We start from the raw sequence: 22,969 nt of genomic DNA on the forward strand, positions 1-22,969 counted from the left end.
TGCATCTCACTCCGCAAATGCGCCGCCCCACATCGCCAGACTTATCATAGCCACAGTTAATTGAATCTACTTCGCTCGGGAGAACCCACTATGAGTGACAAATCTGGCATCCAGAATTACAACCGCACACGCGTGCTAACGTTAATCGGCACTATCCTGACTCAGCTTGCACTGGGTTCCGTTTATACATGGAGTCTGTTTAACGGTCAGTTGTCTGAGAAACTGGGTGAACCGGTGAGCCGCGTGGCACTGACCTTTGGGATCCTGAGCCTGTGTCTGGCGCTGGCCTCTTCCGTCGCCGGTAAACTTCAGGAACGTTTTGGCGTGCGCACCGTGACCATTGCCGCAGGTTTGCTGATGGCTGCCGGTTTTGCACTGACTGCACATTCTGACAATGTTCTGATGCTTTACATCAGCGCCGGTGTGCTGGTCGGTCTGGCGGACGGTGCCGGTTATCTGCTGACGCTGACCAACTGCGTGAAATGGTTCCCTGAACGCAAAGGTCTGATCTCCGCCTGTTCAATCGGCGCTTACGGTCTGGGCAGTCTGTTATTCAAATTCGTTTGCGGTCATTTGCTGGCGACAGAAGGCCTGCAAAATACCTTCATGATCTGGGGCGGCATCGCGATGGTGATGGTTATTGCCGGTGCGATGATGATGAAAGATGCGCCGAAACAGGAAACCGCAGACGTCACCCGCGAAGAAAACAGCCTGAATGACAGCACCAATGACACCCGCGATTTCACCCTGGCAGAAGCCATCCGCGCGCCGCAATACTGGATGCTGGCACTGATGTTCCTGACGGCCTGCATGAGCGGTTTATATGTGATTGGTGTGGCGAAAGATATCGGTCAGAGCCTGGTAAAACTGGATGCAATGACCGCCGCCAACGCCGTAACCGTGATTGCGATTGCCAACCTGAGTGGTCGTCTGGTGCTGGGTGTGTTGTCCGACAAAATGCAGCGTATCCGCGTTATTTCCATCGCGCAGATTGTGTCACTGGCAGGGATGAGCCTGATGTTGTTCACTCAGATGAACGAAATGATGTTCTTCCTCTCCGTCGCCTGCGTCGCCTTCAGCTTCGGCGGGACTATTACGGTTTACCCGTCACTGGTCAGCGACTTCTTTGGCCTGAACAACATGACTAAAAACTACGGTCTGCTGTATCTGGGCTTCGGTATCGGCAGCATCTTTGCTTCCCTGGTCGCTTCCCTGTTCGGGGGCTTCGCGGTGACGTTCAGCATCATCACCGTATTATTGATCGTATCATTGGTTCTTTCTGCCACGATTCGCTTACCGAATAAATCAGAAGCAGGTCATAATACGCTCCAGCACGTGTAAAGCAGCAGTTAATCGCAGCATAAATGATGAACGGGAGCACAATTTGCTCCCGTTTCTTATGAATAAAGCAGTTAAAATCGGCCGCTGAATCACGCAACCCTTATGACAAAATGTGAACAGACCGGACACCTGCAAAATGAAACGCACCACCCTCGCTCTTTTTAGCCTGATGATCGTAATGACCACTTTCAACAGTTTCGCCCAGGCTTATCCCTCCAGCGCACAGGAAGTGGCTTCCGAAATTAACCGTAAAGCCAGTGAAAGCGGTACCCGCCCTTCCACAACCATCGACGCCAGCGCGCATACCAAACTGACCGCCAGCAGCGATTACCTGAAATAAATCCTTTGCGCTTGCCCGGCGTTTTGCGGTCAAACGTCCTCCTGACCGCACTTCATGAGATTTTTCAGACTAAGTGATCAAAATTAGAGCAGATATTTATCCCTATAATTTCTATGTTTGATATAATTTCTGCGGTGAATTGATTATCTGAATGATCAAACCTACACAAGGAGTGTGAAATGAAGGCAACTGCATTTTGGTTAATGATGGCCGGAGGCTCTGTCGGGATCGGCTATATGATGGCTTTGATGATGGAGTTTCTCTAATCCTGCAACGTTGTATGCATCAGAAAAATAAGGATATTAAATGAAATTCTACAGCCCTAAACGCATTATCCTCTATACCGCCGCTGCGATTGCGCTACTGATCATCATCGGTCTGGTCACGCATTTCACTGTCACCCACCTGGCCGCGTAACGTTTTTTCTTCCGTTTTCCGTTTTGCCACGTGGCGATACAACCGGTATCGCCGCATAATGCTGCCATTGAGCAGTCAAAGCGGAAGGATTGAAACATGACCTACAAAGGATTAATCATTGTTGCCGTCGTCATTGTACTGGCAAGCATAGGTTCTGAATCATTGATTCAGAAAGGAATTGCGCTGGCGGACGCCAAAATCGATCAGGTTATCTCACATTACGCCGACAAATAAGCCTTACATCTGCTGGACTAACCTTACCGGGTGATGACAAAACCATACACAGCGTTTGATATCTTAAATCCATCAAATGTTGTGTGATGTCCCTGTGTAATACCCCTGTAGAACCCTGTTATTTTGCCCGCCGCGTGCGGGCTTTTTTTTGCCTGTTTTCCGGCAAAGACGCACGTAACCAATTCCCGCAAGCATTTGCGGTTGGATTAAGGCGGCAACAGAACGAGTCCCCGGGAGCATACATTAGTATGTGACTGGGGTGAGTGATGGCGGCCAACGCAGAGCCAGCCCAAAGGATAAAGGGAATTTGCCGGTGCTTTCCCGGCCGTCATATTATGGTGCAAGCGTCCATCGTACACTCCGACATTGCACGGCCTGAGCACGGCCTTTTCACAACAGAAAAATCGACTGAGAGATAAATAATTCAACCGGCTTTTCTGTTGTGGCTCCTGGAAATAAATTCCGAAGCTTTTAAATAATAAACCCCGGCGTTGGCCAGGGCTTATTTTTGTCATTGAGTATGTCGATACTGAAATATTTATTCTGTCTGCTCCGGGTTTAACCCATCTTCGCTATTGCAGAGTATTCACTTCAATATCTGGCGACATTACAGAACGACAACGTTACCGGCTGATGGGCCTTTCTGACCTTGTTCGATGGTGAACTCAACGTTCTGACCTTCGTCCAGGGTTTTGAAATCATTGCTCTGGATTGCAGAGAAGTGAACGAACACGTCTTTGCTGCCATCTGCAGGGCTGATGAAACCGAAACCTTTACCAGCGTCAAACCATTTTACTAAACCAGTCATTTTATTAGACATAGGAAATACCTTCTTCGTTTTTATTTTATGATGCCATAGGGCAATATAGGTCTGTTTTTATTTGAAATACTTATGGATGCATCAGAGAAGGAAATTCGTCGGAGAAAGGATTTGCTATATCACTTGAACCAGGAACTGCTTTACTAAAATGTCTTACATAAATAGGTCTTAACCACAAACCGTTGACGCTATTTACACATAGTGGGATTTATTAAGCAAGCGTTAATTTCATCGGAATTATATTCATGGGATTTGTATTTCTGTATGAAATAACGCACAGCCCGCCACTGACGGTGGCTGCAGCCTGATCAGGAGGATATTAAGCCTGCCAATATCTGACAGGCTTTAAGAATCTTTACCTTACATTAGCTGGCGTTAGCGCGTTTTACACAGTCCGCACGTCGCCCGTCTACCCGTTTTGCGAACCAGGCGGTGGTCAGTTTGCGGGTGATTTTTGGACTTTCCAGCGTAATCCCCGGCAGCATTTCACGCGGCTGACGTTTACCGGTGGTTTTATCCGCCAGTGCATAAACCTGCTTATAGAGCGTCGTGTCTTCGAATTCCAGCTGCTCACCCTTCTCCAGCGCTTTACGGATTGCGCCGTTGCTGATATCCAGACGTTTACTCAGCGTGCGGACCGCCAGCTCAGTGCTGCCCGGTTTATCGGTGCCGTAGTTTATCAGGTCGCCGTCCAGCGCCAGCGGAATGCCAGACACTTTACTGACCGCGCTCTGGAACGCGGCGTTACGGCTGGCGTACCAGCCGGCATTGAAATCAGCAAAGCGGTAAAGTGATTGCGAGTAGTTGGTCGGATAGCCCAGCAGATGTTTCACGCCGAACCACACACCGCCACGACGGCTGAAGACTTCGTGACGAATTGAGCCGTCAATTTTATACGGATATCCCTTAGCATTCTGCTCAGCGAACGCGATGCTGACCTGCATCGGACCGCCGGTATGCACCGGATTCAGGTTGCCAAACAACGTCTGTCCCATCGGCACCATATCAATGAAGTCATCGAAAATCGCGCTCAGTTGCTTCTCTGTTTTTACGTTATCCAGCCGCTCGCTGTAGGATTTTCCGTTCGGCGATTTTAACAGCAGCGCGGTATGCACCAGGAAATGAGGCACATGAACCGCATCGGCGCGACGGTCAATTTCTTTCCACGCAATTTTGCCTAAGCCCGGCACAGGCGCATCCGTATTGAAATTGGACTCCTGCTGCGCAACCGCCAGCACCGAACAGATGTTTTCGGTAGTCGCCGGAATGTTTTGCGTGGTGAATGCGACGGTAATGTCTGTCGCCCAGCCTTTTTTGTCCGGCGCGCTGGCAGGCATCAGCCGCACAATGTCCGCTTTCACATCATGCGGATTTTGCGCCGGTGCCTCACTTTTTTTCGTTGATGTACAACCGGCAAGGATCATCATAGCCAGCACTGGCGCAATGTGTTTTATCGAAAATGACTTATGCTTCAAAGTTATACATTCCCTGAATTAATGACTCTGAGAGTGACGTTAACGAAGATAGCCATGCTGATCTAGCAAAAAATTATCTTTATGCGTTAAGGTTAAAGCTCTGATGATGGAGATAAAGGAACAAGGAAATGATGCATTCTGCGACCCGGACAACACCCCTGCACCGCGTATTTTTGCTGCCTTTTATGCTGTTACTGATGATGTTTGCCCTCAGCGGCTGTGGCGATAAAGAGCCAGCACAGAGAAATGCATTCATCGATTTTCTTCAGACCCGTATTCTGGATAAACCCGTGCTTGCCGTGCCGCAGCTGACCGAGGCGCAGCAGAAAGAGTTTGGCGATTACAGTAAAGATTACGCCATCATCACCGGCTTTCATCATCAGATGAATATTGAACTGGATTCCTCGCTGGTGCCGGTGTTTGCAGGGATGAACGGCGTGAACAGCGTCAATAACCTGCTTGAACAACGCGACGATTTAAAGAAAATGGCGGACAGCAGCGAAAGATGGAAAGAAAAAATCACGCTGTTAAAAACGCAGGCCGACACGCAACATGCGGCACTGAAACAGCCTGATGATCTGAAAAAAGTCTATGACCAGGCTTACGATAAAACCATCGTTCAGCCTTCGGCGATCACCGGACAGGTATTCGACTTACTGCCGCAGGTGCTGAACCTGATTGTCGAGAAAGCCGATTTCATCAAAAGTCAGGGTAAGAATGTCACCATCACCGGCAACCGTCTGCAATTTGCCAACCAGAAGCAACTGGATAAATACAATGCTATCCAGCAAAAGCTGGTGCCGCTGAATGCGCAGCTGATGCAGCTGAGCCGCCAGATGCAACAAATGGTGCGTTAAACCCGCAGCCAGCATACAGACCGCCGTAAGGCGGTTTTTTCATGGCGGTGCTTTTGTTATGGTGTGCGGCAATTAAATAAGGAGACACCTATGAATGACGATACCCTGAACAAACGCGTTGATCAGCTCGAGCGCGTAAACCGTGAACTTCTGGTGCAGATTTCTGCCATGCGCCTGCTGTTTGGCAGCGTCGGCAATGTGCTCAATGCCAGCCAGGAAAACGCGTTTACTATCGCCGTGAATCAGGCGCTGGAAGCCAACCGCGCTGACGTCGCGAATCAGGCAGATCTCGATGAAGCTTCCCGCAAATTCCGCGAAGATGTCTTCAAGTGCACAGAGTCTTTGTTGCCGGGCTCGCGCTAAAACACAAAAAGGCCCGGGCAATCTGCCTGAGCCTTTTCATCGCTATCTGCTATTAAAACCATTCGCCATTACAGATTGATTACCCGGTTACGCCCTTCATTCTTGGCCTGATACAACGCTTTATCCACCGCTTTCAGTGCGCCGTCGATATTATCCCTGCCGGGATAGAAATGCGTTACGCCGAGCGAAATTGTGACGTTACCCGCTCCCTCAAAATGATGAGACTCGACCTGACGCCGTAACCGTTCCGCCAGCTGGATAGCCTGCGTGACTGACGCGCCGGGCAGCAGTAAAAGGAATTCTTCGCCGCCCATGCGGCACAGTAAATCCCCTTCCCTTGAGCTGTCCAGAATCAGGCGTGCAAGCTGCGTGATCACCACGTCACCGACGTCATGGCCATAAGTGTCATTAATTTTTTTGAAGTGATCGATGTCCAGCGTAATGACCGCAATCCGTGAAGCCTCTGTCAGCTGTTTATCCACTAACTCATAAAAACCGCGCCGGTTCAGCAGACCGGTCATCGGGTCGGTATGCGCTTCGGTGCTGAGCTTTTCGATGCGCTGATGCAAAAGTCGGATCCCCTGCAACATCACGGTTTTCAGCTTAGACGATTCATAATACCAGGCGTTGATCTGTTCAATTTCCTGAGAAACGTCCTCTGAATCCATCGTGTCAGCACGGGACGCGAGCTGGCGAAGCGGCATCGAAATATAGCGCGTCAGCAACCAGATGCAGATGAAAACAAGAATCACAATCGGCAGCGTGTAGAGCAATACCTGCATCATCACGTTATACAGCAGCACCACATCGGCCCTGGCGGGATGCAGCACCAGCACCGTCCAGCCCGCCACTTCCATGGTGGCGAAACCCGCCAGCGACGCCTCACCTTGCAGATTGTCCATAAGCAGAAAACCCTGCTCACGATCGCCTAACAGCGCCTTATTCACATGGCCCTGCGGCACGCTTTCGATCCATCCTGATGCGTCGCGATACAACACATCGCCCTCGCGGTCTATGACATAGATATAGGCGTCTTTGCGGTAATTGCGGGCATTAATCAGCGTATCGACGATACTGCTTTTGCTGAGATCAATTTCAGTCGCCAGGTACCCCAGATAACCGCCGCGCGCATTACGAATGGGCGAGGAAAGCACCATGATGTGATCGCCTTGCTCGGTGCGAAACGGCGAACTGAGCACCGGATTTTGGGTTGAAAGTGCTGCTGTATTGGCGCCGGATACCAGTTTTAAACCGACCATCTTCGCCGAATTTCTGGAAGCCGCGCGCACCACACCGGTTTTATCCACCACCAGCACAGAGCTGAAACGCTTGCTCTGTACCTGTAAACGGTCAGCTTCTTCGGTGATGGCGTCACTATTATCAAATTCATCACCCAGCAAATCCGCGCTGTAGGCCACCTGTTTTTGTGCCGCATTGAAAAACAGATCGGCCGTCAGCGACAGTCTGGCCGCATACGACTGACTCGCCCGCAATGACGATTCGATGAGAAGTTTTTTTTCTACCTGAAAAATTGCCAGATAACTGGTGAGCAAGGTAATAACCGTACTCACCAGCGCCAGAAGCAATATCAATCTCTTAAGATCAAAAGCAAACCGCCGGTGCTGCCGCATTCTCTGTCCGTTGAGCAAATGACCACGAATATTACAGAGGATAGCAGTATGTTTACTCATGGTTTTGATATGCCGCAGTCAGGACGGTTTTACTGGCGATTAAAAATTGCACATTAGCCTTTTTACTGCTCAGGGTTTGCGGATTAACTTCTGTAAACGCGCTTTCTGCCAGCGCTCTACAGTTCCCCGGAAAACAAAAATGCGTAAACCGCGCAGCAGCAGAATACCGCCCCAGATACATAGTGGCCATGCGAACCAGAAGGAATCCGGCGAGGTGTAATGGTTAAGCGCGAACAGACCCGCATTGACCCCCGCCCACAACAGAACAGAGCGGTAAAAACTGCTTTCCTCCGCCACCTGTTGCCTGGCCCTTTCAATCTGATCGTCAAGCGCGTGTTCCGGCGAATTGCCATCTCGCGTATCGTTTTCCGTCAGTTCTGAAACTTTGATGTCAAACGCTGCTGCGATAGCACCAAGCGTGTCGAGGCTGGCCTGTTCGCCGTTCTCAATGCGCTGCACTGTGCGAACGCTGAGCGAAGAAAGCTCTGCCAGTTGTTCCTGAGACCATGCACGGGAAATCCGAAGTTGCCTGATTTTGCTCTGATTCATAATTAATCCTTAGAGTGAATGTTGAACACCTAATAAGCATGCAACGCCGGATCAGAAATCAACACGACAGCAACCTGACACAGACACGACAGCCCGCTGACAGCCTTAGTGATCAGAAAGTTAGCCGGTAAAACTTACTGTCTACCGCCATCAGCGGAAAAGCTTCCGGCAACGCGGATACCGGTATCTCCTGAAATCCGTTCTTTTCATAAAAACGATGGGCCGCCAGAAATTTGTCGGTCGTGCCCAGAAAAACGTCTTTCACTTTTTCGGCCTGTGCATGTTGCAGTAACGCCTTCAGCAATAATGCCGCCACGCCGTAATCGCGGCCACGATAAGGCGCGCTCACAAACATTTTGCGCAGAGCCGCCTGGGCATTGCCGATATCTTTCAGGCCCAGCGTCCCCACCACTTTTCCGTCACAGCGGGCGATCCAGAAATCCCCGGTTCCGCGCTGATAAAACTGCGGAATATCGTGCAAATCTGGCTGCTGCTGTTCGCTTATCGGAATGCCAAATTCCTGATTCTGGATCGGCAAAATCACATCAATCACGCCGCGCTGATCTGCAGCAGAAAAGCGTTCAATTAAGACAGAATGACTCATCGCACACTCCCTGAGTTTAATTAGGACATAGCAGTGCCAGCTCCGGGTTTTCAGGGAATACCCGCTCGCTGAAAAAGTCGATCAATACCCGAAGTTTCGGTGTCATATAACCGCCCGACGGCCACAAAATAAAAAAGTCGGCACTGCGCTTCACGTACTCATCCAGTACTGTCACCAGCTGCCCGCGGGCCAGTTCTTTGCGGATACTGAAATCCGGCAGACAGGCGATGCCCAACCCCTGCAGGGCAAAGCAATGACGCGTTTCTATATTATTGCAAACCATCGAAACCGGCAGCGCTAAATCCTGATATTCCGGCAAAGGCCAGGGTTCGAGTTTTCCGCTATTCGGAAAGCGGAAATGCAGACAACGGTGATCGGCCAGATCATGCGGTTTCGCAGGCCTGCCGTACTGCTCAAAGTAAGCCGGTGCGCCGACCAGCAAATGATGGAAAGTGCCGAGCTTGCGCATCGATAACCGTGAATCAGCCATCTGCCCCGTCCGCACCACGGCATCGAAACCTTCTTCCACCACGTCAACAATGCGATCGGTGAAATCCAGATCCAGTTCAATGTCGGGATAACGGCGCATAAACTCGCCCAGCACCGGCAACAGCAGCGTGCTGACCTGCGGCAGACTCAGCCGCAGCCTGCCGCGCGGACATTCCGCCAGTTGCGACAGCTCACTTTCTGCCGCCTCGAGTTCCGCCACAATGCGCCGGCAACGCTCGAGAAACAGCGAACCTTCCGCCGTCAGTGTGACGCTGCGGGTACTGCGGTGAAACAACCGCACATTCAGTTTGGTTTCCATTCGCGAAATGCTTTTACCCACCGCTGACGCGGAAATCCCTAAGATCCGCCCGGCGGCGACAAAGCTGCGGGTTTCCGCCACGTGCACAAACGTATTCAGACTGCTAAGACTTTCCACCCTCACCTCCGATTGCGGACTTCAGCGTCCGCATACTCTGGAAATCTACCCTACTTTTTCCGCAACAGGGAGTTCTCTATCGTGATTTAACTTTTTCAGAAACTGAGAGACGCCATGAACACTGCTATACAAAAATCCCCGCTGCCGCTTTCGGCTTTACTGGCGATGGCGCTGACTGGCTTTATCGCCATCATGACCGAAACCCTGCCCGCCGGATTACTGCCGCAAATCGCCGCCGGTCTGAATGTTTCGCAGGCCATGGCCGGACAATTAATCACGCTGTATGCCGCCGGTTCGCTGATGGCGGTGATCCCGCTTGCGGCGCTCACCCGGAGCTGGAACCGCCGCACGGCGTTATTGACCGCCATCGTCGGCTTTCTGGTTTTCAACACCCTCACCACTTTTTCCACGCATTACATCCTGACGCTTGTTGCCCGCTGGATGGCCGGAGCAGCGGCAGGGCTGGCGTGGGGTTTGCTGGCAGGCTATGCGCGGCGGATGGTGCCGGTTGAGCAACAAGGGCGGGCATTGTCAGTAGCGATGGTCGGCACACCGCTGGCGCTTTCAGTGGGTGTCCCGCTCGGCACCTGGATGGGTTCTCTGCTCGGCTGGCGGCTGGCGTTCGGCGTGATGTCCGCGCTCACGCTGATTCTGGTGGTCTGGGTTATTCGAAAAGTACCGGACTATCCCGGACAGGCCGCCAGTCAGCGCCAGTCGTTGCTTCATGTGGTGATGATGCCTGGCGTGCGCAGTATTTTGCTGGTGATCCTGCTGTGGATGCTGACGCATAATCTGCTCTACACCTACATTGTGCCGTTCCTGCACTTATCCGGTCTTAGCGCACGGGCTGACCAGATATTACTGGTCTTCGGCATTGGCGCGCTGGCTGGCATTGGTATCACAGGCCTGCTGGTTGACCGGCGCTTGCGCCAGACTCTGCTGTTCAGCCTTCTGCTGTTCGCACTGATTTCGCTGACGCTGGTGTTTTTTAGTCAGACTCCCGTGATGGTGGTTTTATGCGTGGCGCTGTGGGGACTGACGTTCGGCGGCGCGGCGACCTTACTGCAAACGGCTATCGCAGATGCCACCGGTGAACACGCCGATATGGCGCAGTCGATGGTGGTCGTGGCGTGGAATCTCGCGATTGCGGGCGGCGGCTTAACCGGAGGGATTTTGCTGGAAACCGCCGGTGTTAAAACTTTTCCGCAGACAATGCTGATTCTGCTGGCGGCAGGACTGATTATTGCCTGGCGCGCTAAAAAGCACGGCTTCATGCCCGGTGCCCGCCATGACAAAACTGCACAAAATCCTAGTGAGCAGGAACAGGATCAAAGTTTAGAAACGGCTGGAAAGGTATAATTTCCTAAACCTTTCCGGAACCAGATGCCTGAATATCTGCCGGAAGCCACTTTTTCTGGCAGACTAAAAAACAGGCAAAACAGAAACAATGAGAACAATGGAAGCACGTAATAAAGCCGTTATACTTTTGTCAGTGATTCTCGCCGCAGCCCTGCTGCTAATCGCGTTCGAATGGCTGGCAGATCAGGCGGTGCCTGAACTGAAAGAGCAGGTTATTCACTATGTGGATGAACACATGGCGCACTAAAATGCCCTGATGGCAGGAGGAGTTATGGTAACGAAAAGGATGATGACCAAACACTGGAAAATGGTTGTAGTACTGCTGTGTATCTGTGGCGCATTGATGCTGTTGCGCTGGGCGGCGATGATCTGGGGGTAAAGTTTTGCAAATTTGCCCCATAACCACTGGTTAAATAATCAACAACCCGGCCGGCGGGCTTGAAACCTTCTGCTGCGCAAGCCAGAATATCCTTAGTGTTTTTTAAGAGCCTGCCGCCTGCTTATGAATAACCGCAAACCTCGTCGTCCCCACGGGCGATGGACCTATTACATTATGTACCAAGACATTCTGTGGCCCTGCCCGGTTCGCTGGGAGTGGGAAAATGGCTACGGCGGCTGGCTGCCTTTTTATTACTCACCGACGCTGGAATTTGTCGCAGGCGATCCGGACAAAGCCACCAAAGTGGCGGGCAACAAGGCCCGCACGCTGCGTAAACCGGTCAGAATTCACGCATACGAATACTGATTGCTTCTCTTCTGCAAAGCCTTACTCGCTTTCGATCAATCCGCTGGCACGTAACACCCGCCGCTTCACGGCCTCCGGCAATACCGCATTCACGCCTCCGGCACATCCCAGACTGAACCAGTGACGCGCACGTGTGATACCGGTGTAGATCAGCTCGCGGGTTAAAATCGGGCTCAGATTTTCCGGCAGCAGCAACGCGGTGTGGGTGAATTCCGATCCCTGGGATTTATGCACTGTCATAGCAAACACCGTTTCCACCGCCTGCAAACGCCCCGGCATAACCCAGCGGATATCCTGCGTACCGTCTCCGGCCAGAAACGCCACCCGCAGCACCGGCACGACTGAACCGTCTGCCAGCCGTTGCGGAATTTCCAGCGTGATGCCGATGTCGCCATTCATCAGGCGCTGGCTGTAATCGTTACGGGTCACCAGCACCGGACGTCCCGGATACCAGCCGACCGAAGCCTTGAGCAATCCTTCTTTATACAAAATTTCAGCGATGCGCTGATTGAGCCCTTCCACGCCCCAGCGCCCGCCACGTAAGGCGCACAGCAACTGAAACTGACTGTAGGCCAGCAGCACTTTTGTCGCCCAGCGGTTGAAGGCTTCCGGCGGTTCGTCGTCCGCAGGCCGCTCCCTGATCATCACGTTGAGATAATGCTGATAACCGACCGGCGGCTCGGTGCCTTCGCGTTTTGCCGCCGCAGGAAACTGCGCTGCGCTGCCCTTAACCACCCAGTTGCGCAGTTCGCTGTCATCGTCAGCGCTTAACGTCAGTTGTGCGAGATCGGCATATCCGTGTTTCCAGACCTGTTTCAGCGCGCTAACGTCCCCGTCGTTGACCGCTTCCGCCAGCTGACCGATGCCGCTCTGTGCATCAAAACGGTAACTGTGGCGCAGCATGACGACCGCCTGATCCATCGCTGTGCCTTGCGGATCCACCAGCGTATCGGGGATCTGCTCACCGGTTGCACTTTGCAGCCAGTCGCGGGTTTGCGGCAGATAATGTCCGCCCGCCGCACGCTGACATAATTCACTCAGCAATGCGCCCGCTTCTACCGACGCCAGCTGATCTTTATCACCGAGCAGGATCAGGCGCGCATGATCTGGCAACGCCGCCAGCAGCGCCGCCATCATTTCCAGATCAACCATCGATGCTTCGTCTACCACCAGCACATCCAGCATCAGCGGATTTCCCTGATGATGGCGGAAATGGCGGGTATCGGGGCGGCTGCCCAGCAAACGGTGCAGCGTGACCACTTCCGTATTAATACTCTCACGCACATCATTGCCGTTACCGAGCCCGCTGAGATCCAGCTTAGAGACCGCACCGGCAATCGACTCATTCAGACGCGCCGCCGCCTTACCGGTTGGTGCGGCAAGGCGGATACGCAGCGGCTGGCCGGTATCCTCCAGCGCCAGTGTTTGCAACAGCGCCAGCAGACGCACCACCGTCGTGGTTTTCCCGGTGCCCGGTCCGCCGGTAATGATGCTGAACGCGTTGACCGCCGCCAGCGCACAGGCCAGTTTCTGCCAGTTAACGGTGGCAGAGTTCACCGCCGGGAATAATGCCGTCAGGGGTGCCTGTAAAGTTTGCGCCGGTAATGTGTGCAGCGCACTGCGGGTCAGACGCTGTTCTATCGCTGCGCGCACATTCTGTTCGTACTGCCAGTAACGGCGCAGATACAGGCGCTGCCCGCTCAGCACCAGCGGAGAATTCCCCTCGCCATGCCCGACCAGTGTCGGGTGCGCCAGCGCCGCCAGCCATTCCTGCAAACTCAGCTCGTCCAGCACTGCTGCGGGGCGGATCACCGCGCCGTCAGCGTGATCGCCTTCCGGTGGCAGCGAGAGTGAAAATGCGCTGTCGTCGAGCGTGGCCTGCAAATCCAGACACACATGCCCGCGCCCCAGCTGATAGCTGGTCAGTGCGGTCGCCAGCAATAACAACGGATGCGCGTCCGGCGCTTCTTTTGCCAGAAACGTCACCAGTGCGCGATCCAGTTCCCGTAGCCAGCCACATTCCACCCAGCTCGCCAGCAGTTGCGCAAGCGCTTCACGGCTGTTGATTTTCATGCGTGTTCCTCCGTGCCGCTGAACAGAGCGTCGAGTTGTTCCATTAAGGCTTTATCCGGTCGCTGAACGCAGACGCCGTTACCCGGCGCGTGGCTGCCGCGCAGGAATAAATAGACTGCGCCGCCGATATGCCGGTCGTAATCGTAATCCGGTATGCGGGATTTCAGCAGGCGATGCAGCGCAAACAGATACAGTGAGAACTGCAAGTCATAGCGGTGGTCGCGCATGGACTGCGTCATATTTTCCTGGTCATAGCCGCTGGCGTCATCACCGAGCCAGTTGGATTTGTAATCCAGCACGTAATAACGCCCGTCATGTTCGAACACCAGATCGATAAAGCCTTTCAGCATACCGTTGAGATCTTCCGCCAGTAACGGCGCACGCTCCGCGCCGTCCAGCGTATATTGCTGAACCAGCGTGTCGAGACGTCGTGTCGGCACCTTTGTCAGCGAGAACCAGAACTCCATTTCAACCTGATACGGCGGCAGTTCTGCCAGGTTAAAAGTATTGCCTCCCTGCAGCGGTAAAGGCTGCGTCAGCAGCGCGGTAAGCCAGCCAGTCAGCGGCACAATCCACTTTTCCCAGCCACGCGTATTGCAACGCCGCGCAACCTGATCGGCAATTCTTTCCGGATCTGCCGCCAGCGCCGCAAACCCTTCGTCACCCGCCCATTCCAGCAAACCGTGCAGGAAATTACCCGGCGCAGGGCCGCGCGGGAAGGCATACAAATTCTCGCCGGTCATAGGCTGCGACAGTTCATGCAGCGGCTCCTTCACTGGCTCCTTCGCACTCTTTTGCGTTTTCTGATCTTCCAGATAACTGTCCTGCGCGGCGCTTTCGATTTCTCTCTGCGGCTCGCGGTTCAGGGTCTCCGGCATGATATACGTGCCTGCCGGCGCAATTTGCAGACCGGAGAAACTCGACACCCACCAGCGCGGCCCTTTATGCAGACGCAGCGGCGGACGCGGCCCGAGTTTCGGCAATGTCTGCTGGCTGCGATACACCGCGCCGTCAGATACCGGCAACGGCCACGCGCGAATATGCGCCGTTTCCAGTGCCTGCAAACTGGCAGGAAGCGCCTCAGCATCCATCGTCTCGCCGCCGCTAAAAAGGTCACTGAAAAATAAATAACCGGGTGCGCTCTTTTCAAACTCTTTCAGCGGGGCCATGCCCAGCCACAGCGCATAACGCGAACGGGTCAGCGCCACGTAAAACTTACGCAGGTCTTCTCCCAGCCGCTCGCGGTCAGCCAGCACCAGTTGCTCATCGGATGCACTCAGTGCCACTTCCAGCTCACCTTCCGGCGTATGCCATTTCAGCGGTGAATCCTGCTTTTTCACGGCGCGGAATGCACAGGCAAAGGGCAGGAATACCAGCGGATATTCCAGCCCTTTGGATTTATGCACGGTAACCACTTTCACCAGATCCGCATCGCTTTCGAGACGCAGTTTGCGGGCATCGCCGCCCTGATGTTCGTCCTGACACTGCTCCGCCAGATAACGGATCAGCGCATGTTCACCGTCGAGCTGCACGCTGGCCTGTTGCAGCAGTTCAGAAAGATGCAGCAAATCAGTCAGCGCGCGTTCGTCACCGCGCCCGAGCAGACGGCGCGGCACGTCGAATTCCCACATCAGTCGGCGCAGCATCGGCAGAATGCCCTGTTTGCGCCAGCAGGTACGCAATGCCTGAAACTGCTGAACGTAGCGTTCCCACTCGTTTTCATCCTGATTCAGCCGGTCCAGCGCTTCCCAACTCAGGTTCAGCGAAGGCGTCCCGAGAGCCGCGCGCAGCAGACGGTCGTTTTCCGGCGCGGCACAGGCCGCCAGCCAGTACTGTAATTCGCCTGCCTGCGCACTTTCAAAAATCGATTCTTTGTCAGAAAGATACACGCTGCGCACGCCACTTTTTGACAGCGCGAGGCGTATCGCCGCCGCTTCACGGCCGGTATTCACCAGCACCGCGATATCCCCCGGCATCACCGGTTTTAATATTTCACCGGGCTGACCAAAACCGGCGGAACCCTGCTGGCCAAGACGCAGCAACTGGACGATTTTTGCCGCACAGCCGTCTGCCATCAGCTGAACGTATTGCGTTTTAGGCAGCGTTTCCGTCTGATTTTCGGGGTACCACAGCGTCAGCGCAGTGGCTTCGGCATCGTCAATGACCAGCGTGTCGGCTCGTCCTTTGGCTGCTACCGGCAGGAACGGCACCTGATTTTCATCACCCTGACGGAACAGGAAAGCGCCCTCGCCGGCGCGGCGGTTTTCGGCTAATTCGAACACTTCATTAACTGCCGCTACCATGGCGCGGGTGGAACGGAAGTTGGTCGCCAGCGTGTAGTGGCGGCCACCGGTATCGCGGCGGGCGCGCAGATAGGTATAAATGTCCGCACCACGGAAGGCGTAAATCGCCTGTTTCGGATCGCCGATCAGGATCAGTCCCTGCTCCGGCACGTTTTCTGCCACACGGTAGACGGTATCAAAAATGCGGTATTGCAGCGGATCGGTGTCCTGGAATTCGTCGATCATCGCCACCGGAAATTGCGTGCGAATGATCTCCGCCAGCCGCGCGCCGTTGTCGCTGCGCAGGGCTGAATCCAGACGGGTCAGTAAATCGTTGAAGCCCATTTGCGCGCGTTTCTGCTGCTCGAGGTCAAAACGATTTTTTATCCAGCGGCAGGCATGTTGCAGCAAACCGCTGCGCGCATCCGGCAAACTTTCAAGGCGGGATTTCAGGGTTTCCATCGCGGTCAGCGCGGGATGCGCAGGCGGTTCGCCCTGCTTCCAGCATTCCGCCAAACCTTCCGGTGTCAGACGCGTCCAGCCGGTTTTCAGATCCGGTATCACTTCATCGGACGTCGCCCAGGTGTACAGCTTTTCCAGCCACGGATTGAAAAATCGCGCCTGAATCTTTTTGCCATCGACCACTTTCGCCGCCACTGCGCCTTCCAGCAGGGTGCGAAGTTCCTGCGTCCATTGCGGCCAGTCTTGTTTCAGCGCGGCCAGTTCAGCCGCTTTCTGGTTGTTTACCGTTTCGACTACGTCGGCTGGCGTCTGTTCTGAGCCTAACTCTTCAGCGTATTCCAGCAACGGCATCACGCTGCGGTGTAAATCTTCCGGCGCACGCCACCAGCCACGCAGCGTGCGGATTTCCTGCTCACTCAGCGGGAAATAGAAACTGCGCCAGTAATCTCGCACCACGTTCATCAGCAGTTCGGTCTGATCGGTTTCCAGCGTCTGGGTAAACAGGCTGTCGCTGTCGAATGCGTGCTCGCCGAGCATACGGTTACACCAGCCGTGAATGGTGGAAACGGCGGATTCATCCATCCATTCCGCCGCCAGTTGCAGCTTACGGGCACAACCCGGCCATTGCTCCGGTGAATATTCCTCGCGCAAATTTTGCAAAAATTCGTCGCTGTCTTTTTCCGCTTCAGGATTACCTAAAAAATATCCCGCCGCTTGCGACAGGCGCGCACGGATACGGTCACGCAGCTCTTTGGTCGCCGCATCGGTGAAGGTCACCACCAGAATTTCCGGCGGCGTCAGCGGACGACTGAAAGCATTATCCCCGCCGTGCCCGAGCACCAGCCGCACATACAGCGCGGCGATGGTAAAGGTTTTGCCGGTACCGGCGCTGGCTTCAATCAGGCGGCTGCCTGTCAGCGGAAAACTCAGCACGTTCAGGGTGGATGGCAACGTCTGCTCCGTCATTCCTTCGCTCCTTTTTTGCTGCGTGCCAGATGATTTCTCAGCGGTGCCAGCAGGGTATCGGCGAGACGGGCAAATTCACCGTCCGACCAGAGTGCGGCGAAATCCGGCCACGCGCGGGCCAGATAGGCGTTACTGTCACGCTCACCAAATTTCATGTTCGCCGGGTCATGATTTTCATAATTGTCGCGGGCGGCAAACCAGACATCACTGTCTGGTGCGCTGTGCTCCGTACCCTCTTTTTTCAGCCAGATAAACCCGGTTTTCACTGCCAGCGGCAACGGACGCAGCTGACCCGCTTTCCACGTTTCAATCAGCGTTTCCCACAAATTGCGCGCCTGTTCAATATCCAGCGGCGGCAATTCAGCCGTGCCGTTTTTACTGACAATCACGGTGTGCATCGGCTTTCCGTCGAGATGCCCTGCAATATGCGCGACCCAGTAAGGCAGCAGCCGGTCGAAGCGGTAACTGCGCTCCTTCGTCATGATGCCGATACTTTCCAGCACCACGCGCGCGCGGTCGCCCGCTGCATTTGCCCGCAGTTCACTCAGCCAGTCGGAGAACATCACGCCGCCGGTGTCATCTTCCAGCGCCTCATTTGCCAGCGGTTGCGGCCAGTTATCGAGTACCTGCTGATAACTGGCAAACAAGGTGTCCATCGGCTCGGCCAGATCTTCACTCAGCACCGCAGCGAATTCCCCCGGTGCCAGCTCGCCGCGCCGTTCAATGCGTTCGAGTTGCTGACGTAAAACGTCCTGACGCGAAACACCCGCTTCCAGCGCCCATTTTTGCGCGCGGATCAGTTCGTCCTGCAAGCGCCAGTTTTCCAGCGCATTAATGTCGAACGGCTCCTGATCTTCACTGCCGGGATCTTCCAGCTCGAAATAGATATTCAGCCGCTGACGGAAGAAACTGCGCACCGGATCCGACAGAAAATCCGACAACTGACGCAGTGTCAGCGCACCTTCCTGTTCCACCGGTTGCAGCGGTTGTGCGGCCACGGACGCAGCTTCCGCTTCCAGTCCGGCACGCCATTCGTGGGCATAGCTGAACAACGAACTTTCCTGACTGAAATAGTCGCGGTTGAACGGTTGCAGGCGATGCTCTACGGTCAGCGCATGCAGCAAATCTTCGCCGTTTTCGGCTTTCCAGCCTGCCGCCAGATGATCACGCAACTGCGCCACCAGCACGGACGGCGGGCGTTCGGTGTTGTCATGAATGCTGCGGCCTACCCAGCTGATATGTAAGCGTTCACGCGCTGAAAGCAGCGCTTCGAGGAACAGATAGCGGTCATCTTCACGACGCGAACGGTCGCCGGGGCGGTAATCACGCCCCATCAGATCGAAATCCATCGGCACGCGGTTACGCGGATAATCACCGTCGTTCATCCCCAGCAGATAGACGTGGCGGAAAGGAATGGCACGCATTGGCATCAGCGTGGCGAAGGTCACCGCGCCGCCGAAAAACGGTTGTGTCAGGCCGGACTGGTCAAACTGCGCCAGCCAGTGATCGCGCACCACCGACAACGGCAGTTCAGCCTGCAGATCGACGCTTTCGCAGGCTTCCAGCCAGGTTTCCAGTTCGCCGTGCAGACGCACTAAAATAAAGCCGTCCTCGCCGTCATCTTCGGCAAAGTATTGGGAAAGGATCGTGCGCAGGCGCTCGCCCCATACCTGCGGTGCGGCAGGTTCCCGCAACTGACGCCAGGTGTCATCAAGGCAGTTCAGAAGATGCGACAGCGGACCGATCAGCGCCGCATCCAGTCCGCCGATTTCATCCAGCGGCTCGATGTTTTCCCAGGCTTCGCCACTGCCTACCGCGTAACCCAGCAGCATACGTTGCAGGCCAAAGAACCAGCTGTTCTGTTCCGGCGATAACGGCAGTTCAAGGCTCTGACGCTGTTCCGCATGCAGCCCCCAGCGCACATTGGCGGCGCGGATCCAGCGGTGCAGCAGCGGGAGTTGTTCTTCCTCAATGCCGAAACGCTGACGCACAGACGGTACGTCGAGTAAATCCAGCAAATCGCTGACCGCAAAACGCGACTGCGGCAGTTCCAGCAGGCTTTCCAGCGCACCGAGTAACGAATTGTTCTGGCGCGGTCCCTGATCGGCAACCGTGAACGGGATGTAGCGCGGATCGCTGCGCTCCGTCAGGCCGAATACTGCCTGAATGTGCGGTGCATAGCCGTTAATATCCGGCACCATCACGATGATATCGCGGGCTTTCAGCGTCGGATCTGCCGCCAGCGCCGCCAGCAGACGGTCGTGCAGCACTTCCACTTCACGCTGGGCGCTGTGGGTAATATAAAAACGCAGGGAATCGTCATGCTGAACATCTGCCGGAGGCCATTCATCGATCGTTTCAGCCAGCGGGCGCAGCTGCAAAATATCTTCCTGCAGCTGATGCAACAGGGTATCGGTACCGTTCGACGTAAAGAGATCGATGCGCGGGATCACCGGCGCCAGCTGCGAGGCATAGGATTCGTGGTTGTCATATTCATTGAGCAGACCGATATAGTCGCGCCCCTGCTTGCCCCACGCCGCCAGCAGCGGATGGGCATGCTGATGGAGTTCATCTTCGGCAATCACCTGCGGCATGCCCGGCTTACGCAACTGGCGCTTACGTTCCGCACGTAGCAGATCTTTATCGGCAATGATATCGCTCCAGTCGTGCTCGCACGGGTTATGCACGCACATAAAGATGTGTGTCCAGCGGCCCAGCACTGCCAGCACTTCAAGAGATTGTTGCGGTAACGAGGAGATGCCAAACACCACCAGCCGCGCGGGTAAACCGGCCGGACGCTGGTCTTGAGGAAGGGTCTGCGCATGTTGCAGGAAACGCTGATGCAGCGCCGCACGGCTGGTGTTGCGCTCGTTTTCAGGCACATCCGCCAGCAGCGCACGCCACAGTTGCGGCTGCCACAGCAGGTTTTCCGGCAACGGCTCGCTGCCTGTGCGGCTGGTGCGCAGGACGTCCAGCCCGTTGCCCCAGTCTTCCAGCCAGTCGGCGCGGTAAACCTGATACTGATCGAATAAATCCGCCAGCCGCTGTGACAGCTGATGCAGCTTACGCATATCGCCGTCATCTTTTAAGAAACGGGCCAGCGGCGCAAACACCGGTTCGGCAAGCAGTTCGGGCAACAGGCGGATCAGGCGCCAGGTCAGCAGCGGACGGTCGAACGGCGACGATTCCGGCACCTGTTCTTTGCCGAGCACCGCACGGTAAACCTGCCAGAAAAAGCGCGCCGGTAGTTTGATATCCAGCGCCGCCGCAATGCCGCAACCGCCTTCTGCCACATCGCGCGCCAGCGCCAGTTTCAGCCACTGATTGATGCCGTTGCTCTGCACCAGAATCACTTCGTTTTCCAGCGGTGAAAGCGGATGCGCCGCCATCCACGAGACCAGCACGTCCCTCAGCGCTTCTGAGTGATTTCCGTGTAATACCATCAAACCTGAATTCACACCCGCATCCCTTGTTATCGCCTGTCAGGGTTGAGATTTTGCGTTGATTTGGAAAGGATTGAAAGGACAGAAAAGAAAAGAGGCAGGGCCAGAAGACATCCTCATCCCGCCGGAGAGTTAACTTTGTTTTTCGGTTATCAGATCTTTTTATTCAATCGTTTAACTAAGAGTTTTCATAAAACACTAAGAATACTAATGATTTTCTATTTATCTGAAATAAAAATCTGAGTTTTAGAAATATTAAGAAATGAGATTTTGTGTAATGAAACGTAAACTGATATAAAGACGGCGTCAGGCCTTTGACGCATAACTAAAACTAATTGATTCGTAAATAAGGACATTTACAATGAATATTAAAGCCATCTGCTGGGCTATCGTTCTGGCCACCTTTCCGGTGCATGCCGCTTTGCTCAGTCCGGCAGACAGGGACAATATTGAGCAACAACAAAGAGATCGCCTGCAACAACAGCAAATGCAGCGTGATGAGCTGGAAAGAAGCCAGACGCTCTCTTTACCCGCCCCCGCCCCGGCTAACGCTGACGAAAAACCGTGCTTTACTATTTCCACTATCAATATTACTCAAGCCAATCATTTATCTTCCAGCACTCAAGACAAGTTAACGAAACCTTTAATTGGAAAGTGTTTAGGCATTAAGAGAATTACCCAGCTCGTGCAGGAAATATCTGATGCCTATATCGAAAGCGGGTATATCACCAGCCGTGCTTTTCTTCCCGAGCAGGATCTCTCACGGGGAGAGCTGAATATTACCGTGATGGAAGGCAAGCTTCAGGATATTCAATTAGATAAACACAGCGACCGTATTTTGGCGATGGCTTTCCCTGGCCTTAAAGGCAAAATCCTCAATCTGCGCGATATCGAACAGGGCATGGAACAGATTAACCGGTTGCGCCAGACACCGGTCCAGATAGAGATCCTTCCGGCTGAACAACCGGGTTACTCCATTGTGAATTTAACCGCCACGCCGGAGTTTCCACTCAGCCTGGGTGTGGGATTCGATAACAGCGGGCAAAAAAGCACCGGCACCGGCCAGATGAACGGCTCTCTGATCGCCAGTAACGTGCTCGGACTGGCGGATCAGTGGTTTGTCAGCGGCGCGAAAAGCAGCGATTTCTCCAGCAGCCACGACGCCCGCAGCGTGCAGGCTGGCATGAGCGTGCCTTATGGCTACTGGCTGATGAATTACAGTTACAGCTACAGCGATTATCTCAGCACGGTGAATTCTCAGGGCTTCGGCTGGCGGTCAACCGGCGATTCCCAAACCCATCGCGTCAATCTTTCCCGCGTCGTATTTCGAAACAGCGATATCAAAACCGGCGTATCTGTCGGGATCAGCAACAATATGGCGCGTAACTATCTTAATGATGCTCCGCTGGCCAGCAGCAGCCGCAAGCTCAGCAATGTCAGCGTGGGCATCAACCATAGCCAGAAACTGTGGGGCGGATTGTCCACGCTGAACCCGACATTCAGCCGCGGCGTGCCCTGGTTAGGCGCGGAAGACGATCAGCATAAACCGGACGATGCGCCCAAAGCAGAGTTCTCCAAATGGTCACTGTCCGGCAGTTACTACAAGCCGGTCAGCCAGAAAGTCACCTTTCTTTCCAGCGTTTACGGTCAGTGGACCGGCGACCGTCTTTACGGCAACGAACGCCTGACGATTGGCGGCGAAAGCTCGGTGCGTGGCTTCAAAGAGCAATACCTTTCCGGTGATAACGGCGGTTACTGGCGCAACGAACTCAACACGGCGCTGTTCAGTATGCCTTTGCTGGGCGCAGTCAGCGCGGTGGCTGCCGTGGATGGCGGATATCTGCATCATGACAATCACGACGTTAACGCGGCAGGCACGCTGTGGGGCGGCGCGGTAGGACTCAGCAGCAGCGCCGGTCATCTCTCCAGCCAGTTTACCGTCGGCTGGCCCCTGCGTTACCCCGGCGACTTAGCGCCTGACCGCGTCACGGTGTATTACCACCTGAATGTCGTGCTGTAATTT

At 54.4% G+C, this 22,969-nt stretch carries 19 protein-coding genes; 10 read left to right on the forward strand and 9 right to left on the reverse strand.

Going from position 1 to position 22,969, the window contains the following annotated elements; all coding sequences use genetic code 11:
- Positions 1 to 90 precede the first annotated feature (90 nt).
- From EC840_RS20315 to EC840_RS25305, 3 genes are all read left to right on the forward strand, one after another.
- Positions 91 to 1,341, forward strand: a complete 1,251-nt coding sequence (locus tag EC840_RS20315) for an OFA family MFS transporter (protein WP_113875953.1) — start codon at positions 91 to 93, stop codon at positions 1,339 to 1,341.
- 136 nt (positions 1,342 to 1,477) lie between these two features.
- Complete coding sequence (locus EC840_RS20320) at positions 1,478 to 1,681, forward strand: hypothetical protein (RefSeq protein WP_113875952.1); 204 nt, start codon at positions 1,478 to 1,480, stop codon at positions 1,679 to 1,681.
- A gap of 513 nt (positions 1,682 to 2,194) precedes the next feature.
- Positions 2,195 to 2,332: a hypothetical protein gene (locus tag EC840_RS25305; protein WP_165353153.1), complete on the forward strand. Its 138-nt coding sequence runs from the start codon at positions 2,195 to 2,197 to the stop codon at positions 2,330 to 2,332.
- A 607-nt stretch (positions 2,333 to 2,939) separates the two neighbouring features.
- Here EC840_RS25305 and cspA read toward each other — a convergent pair.
- Both cspA and EC840_RS20330 read right to left on the reverse strand, forming a co-directional pair.
- The gene (gene cspA / locus EC840_RS20325) at positions 2,940 to 3,152 is read right to left on the reverse strand and encodes an RNA chaperone/antiterminator CspA (protein WP_056781364.1); all 213 of its coding nucleotides are present in this window, start codon (positions 3,150 to 3,152) and stop codon (positions 2,940 to 2,942) included.
- 365 nt (positions 3,153 to 3,517) lie between these two features.
- Positions 3,518 to 4,579: a DUF1615 domain-containing protein gene (locus EC840_RS20330; protein ID WP_165929053.1), complete on the reverse strand. Its 1,062-nt coding sequence runs from the start codon at positions 4,577 to 4,579 to the stop codon at positions 3,518 to 3,520.
- Between the two features lie 176 nt (positions 4,580 to 4,755).
- Here EC840_RS20330 and EC840_RS20335 point away from each other — a divergent pair, with 176 nt between their 5' ends.
- Together EC840_RS20335 and EC840_RS20340 are read left to right on the forward strand one after the other, a co-directional pair.
- Positions 4,756 to 5,484 (forward strand): DUF3053 domain-containing protein, encoded by a 729-nt coding sequence (locus EC840_RS20335; protein WP_132966794.1) that lies wholly within the window; start codon positions 4,756 to 4,758, stop codon positions 5,482 to 5,484.
- A 90-nt stretch (positions 5,485 to 5,574) separates the two neighbouring features.
- Entirely contained in the window at positions 5,575 to 5,847 is a 273-nt protein-coding gene (locus EC840_RS20340) for a hypothetical protein (protein ID WP_113875950.1), read from the forward strand.
- Positions 5,848 to 5,915: 68 nt separating this feature from the next.
- Here the strand turns inward: EC840_RS20340 and EC840_RS20345 are convergent, their stop codons facing one another.
- The 4 genes from EC840_RS20345 to EC840_RS20360 all read right to left on the reverse strand — a co-directional run bounded on the left by EC840_RS20345 (position 5,916) and on the right by EC840_RS20360 (position 9,616).
- The gene (locus tag EC840_RS20345; RefSeq protein WP_243701103.1) at positions 5,916 to 7,538 is read right to left on the reverse strand and encodes a sensor domain-containing diguanylate cyclase; all 1,623 of its coding nucleotides are present in this window, start codon (positions 7,536 to 7,538) and stop codon (positions 5,916 to 5,918) included.
- Positions 7,539 to 7,607: 69 nt separating this feature from the next.
- Positions 7,608 to 8,087 carry a 2TM domain-containing protein gene (locus tag EC840_RS20350; protein ID WP_113875948.1) on the reverse strand — a complete coding sequence of 160 codons (480 nt, stop codon included), beginning with the start codon at positions 8,085 to 8,087 and terminating at the stop codon, positions 7,608 to 7,610.
- A gap of 112 nt (positions 8,088 to 8,199) precedes the next feature.
- Positions 8,200 to 8,691, reverse strand: coding sequence for a GNAT family N-acetyltransferase (locus tag EC840_RS20355; protein ID WP_113875947.1), 492 nt, complete (start codon positions 8,689 to 8,691; stop codon positions 8,200 to 8,202).
- A gap of 16 nt (positions 8,692 to 8,707) precedes the next feature.
- Positions 8,708 to 9,616 carry a LysR family transcriptional regulator gene (locus EC840_RS20360; protein WP_120507337.1) on the reverse strand — a complete coding sequence of 303 codons (909 nt, stop codon included), beginning with the start codon at positions 9,614 to 9,616 and terminating at the stop codon, positions 8,708 to 8,710.
- A 114-nt stretch (positions 9,617 to 9,730) separates the two neighbouring features.
- On the opposite strand from EC840_RS20360, the gene EC840_RS20365 reads away from it, so the two are divergent.
- The 4 genes from EC840_RS20365 (at position 9,731) to EC840_RS20375 (ending at position 11,720) form a co-directional block, all read left to right on the forward strand.
- Positions 9,731 to 10,975, forward strand: coding sequence for an MFS transporter (locus EC840_RS20365; RefSeq protein ID WP_132966796.1), 1,245 nt, complete (start codon positions 9,731 to 9,733; stop codon positions 10,973 to 10,975).
- A gap of 97 nt (positions 10,976 to 11,072) precedes the next feature.
- The gene (locus tag EC840_RS25310) at positions 11,073 to 11,222 is read left to right on the forward strand and encodes a hypothetical protein (protein WP_165353117.1); all 150 of its coding nucleotides are present in this window, start codon (positions 11,073 to 11,075) and stop codon (positions 11,220 to 11,222) included.
- 24 nt (positions 11,223 to 11,246) lie between these two features.
- Positions 11,247 to 11,354, forward strand: a complete 108-nt coding sequence (gene yniD, locus EC840_RS20370; protein WP_013574326.1) for a small membrane protein YniD — start codon at positions 11,247 to 11,249, stop codon at positions 11,352 to 11,354.
- 123 nt (positions 11,355 to 11,477) lie between these two features.
- On the forward strand, positions 11,478 to 11,720 hold the full coding sequence (locus tag EC840_RS20375; protein ID WP_207914778.1) for a hypothetical protein: 243 nt from the start codon (positions 11,478 to 11,480) through the stop codon (positions 11,718 to 11,720).
- Between the two features lie 21 nt (positions 11,721 to 11,741).
- On the opposite strand, the gene recD is transcribed toward EC840_RS20375, so the two are convergent.
- The 3 genes from recD to recC are packed head-to-tail and all read right to left on the reverse strand — an operon-like array spanning position 11,742 to position 20,961.
- On the reverse strand, positions 11,742 to 13,793 hold the full coding sequence (gene recD, locus EC840_RS20380; protein WP_132966800.1) for an exodeoxyribonuclease V subunit alpha: 2,052 nt from the start codon (positions 13,791 to 13,793) through the stop codon (positions 11,742 to 11,744).
- Positions 13,790 to 17,503: an exodeoxyribonuclease V subunit beta gene (recB, locus tag EC840_RS20385; RefSeq protein WP_132966802.1), complete on the reverse strand. Its 3,714-nt coding sequence runs from the start codon at positions 17,501 to 17,503 to the stop codon at positions 13,790 to 13,792. The genes recD and recB overlap by 4 nt, the downstream gene beginning before the upstream one ends.
- Positions 17,500 to 20,961, reverse strand: a complete 3,462-nt coding sequence (recC, locus tag EC840_RS20390; protein ID WP_132966804.1) for an exodeoxyribonuclease V subunit gamma — start codon at positions 20,959 to 20,961, stop codon at positions 17,500 to 17,502. Before recC ends, recB begins: the two co-directional genes overlap by 4 nt.
- A gap of 346 nt (positions 20,962 to 21,307) precedes the next feature.
- On the opposite strand from recC, the gene EC840_RS20395 reads away from it, so the two are divergent.
- Positions 21,308 to 22,966, forward strand: coding sequence for a ShlB/FhaC/HecB family hemolysin secretion/activation protein (locus EC840_RS20395; RefSeq protein WP_132966806.1), 1,659 nt, complete (start codon positions 21,308 to 21,310; stop codon positions 22,964 to 22,966).
- The last annotated feature ends 3 nt before the right edge of the window (positions 22,967 to 22,969 follow it).

It is taken from the genome of Rahnella sp. JUb53, from assembly GCF_004346065.1.
Classification (GTDB): Bacteria; Pseudomonadota; Gammaproteobacteria; order Enterobacterales; family Enterobacteriaceae; genus Rahnella; species Rahnella variigena.

Bases quoted from the DNA above. Each gene is read 5' to 3' on its own strand.
- EC840_RS20315 (WP_113875953.1), top strand. From the start codon at position 91: ATGAGTGACAAATCTGGCATCCAGAATTACAACCGCACACGCGTGCTA.
- EC840_RS20320 (WP_113875952.1), top strand. From the start codon at position 1,478: ATGAAACGCACCACCCTCGCTCTTTTTAGCCTGATGATCGTAATGACC.
- EC840_RS25305 (WP_165353153.1), top strand. From the start codon at position 2,195: ATGACCTACAAAGGATTAATCATTGTTGCCGTCGTCATTGTACTGGCA.
- cspA (WP_056781364.1), bottom strand. From the start codon at position 3,152: ATGTCTAATAAAATGACTGGTTTAGTAAAATGGTTTGACGCTGGTAAA.
- EC840_RS20330 (WP_165929053.1), bottom strand. From the start codon at position 4,579: ATGATGATCCTTGCCGGTTGTACATCAACGAAAAAAAGTGAGGCACCG.
- EC840_RS20335 (WP_132966794.1), top strand. From the start codon at position 4,756: ATGATGCATTCTGCGACCCGGACAACACCCCTGCACCGCGTATTTTTG.
- EC840_RS20340 (WP_113875950.1), top strand. From the start codon at position 5,575: ATGAATGACGATACCCTGAACAAACGCGTTGATCAGCTCGAGCGCGTA.
- EC840_RS20345 (WP_243701103.1), bottom strand. From the start codon at position 7,538: ATGAGTAAACATACTGCTATCCTCTGTAATATTCGTGGTCATTTGCTC.
- EC840_RS20350 (WP_113875948.1), bottom strand. From the start codon at position 8,087: ATGAATCAGAGCAAAATCAGGCAACTTCGGATTTCCCGTGCATGGTCT.
- EC840_RS20355 (WP_113875947.1), bottom strand. From the start codon at position 8,691: ATGAGTCATTCTGTCTTAATTGAACGCTTTTCTGCTGCAGATCAGCGC.
- EC840_RS20365 (WP_132966796.1), top strand. From the start codon at position 9,731: ATGAACACTGCTATACAAAAATCCCCGCTGCCGCTTTCGGCTTTACTG.
- EC840_RS25310 (WP_165353117.1), top strand. From the start codon at position 11,073: ATGGAAGCACGTAATAAAGCCGTTATACTTTTGTCAGTGATTCTCGCC.
- yniD (WP_013574326.1), top strand. From the start codon at position 11,247: ATGGTAACGAAAAGGATGATGACCAAACACTGGAAAATGGTTGTAGTA.
- EC840_RS20375 (WP_207914778.1), top strand. From the start codon at position 11,478: ATGAATAACCGCAAACCTCGTCGTCCCCACGGGCGATGGACCTATTAC.
- recD (WP_132966800.1), bottom strand. From the start codon at position 13,793: ATGAAAATCAACAGCCGTGAAGCGCTTGCGCAACTGCTGGCGAGCTGG.
- recB (WP_132966802.1), bottom strand. From the start codon at position 17,503: ATGACGGAGCAGACGTTGCCATCCACCCTGAACGTGCTGAGTTTTCCG.
- EC840_RS20395 (WP_132966806.1), top strand. From the start codon at position 21,308: ATGAATATTAAAGCCATCTGCTGGGCTATCGTTCTGGCCACCTTTCCG.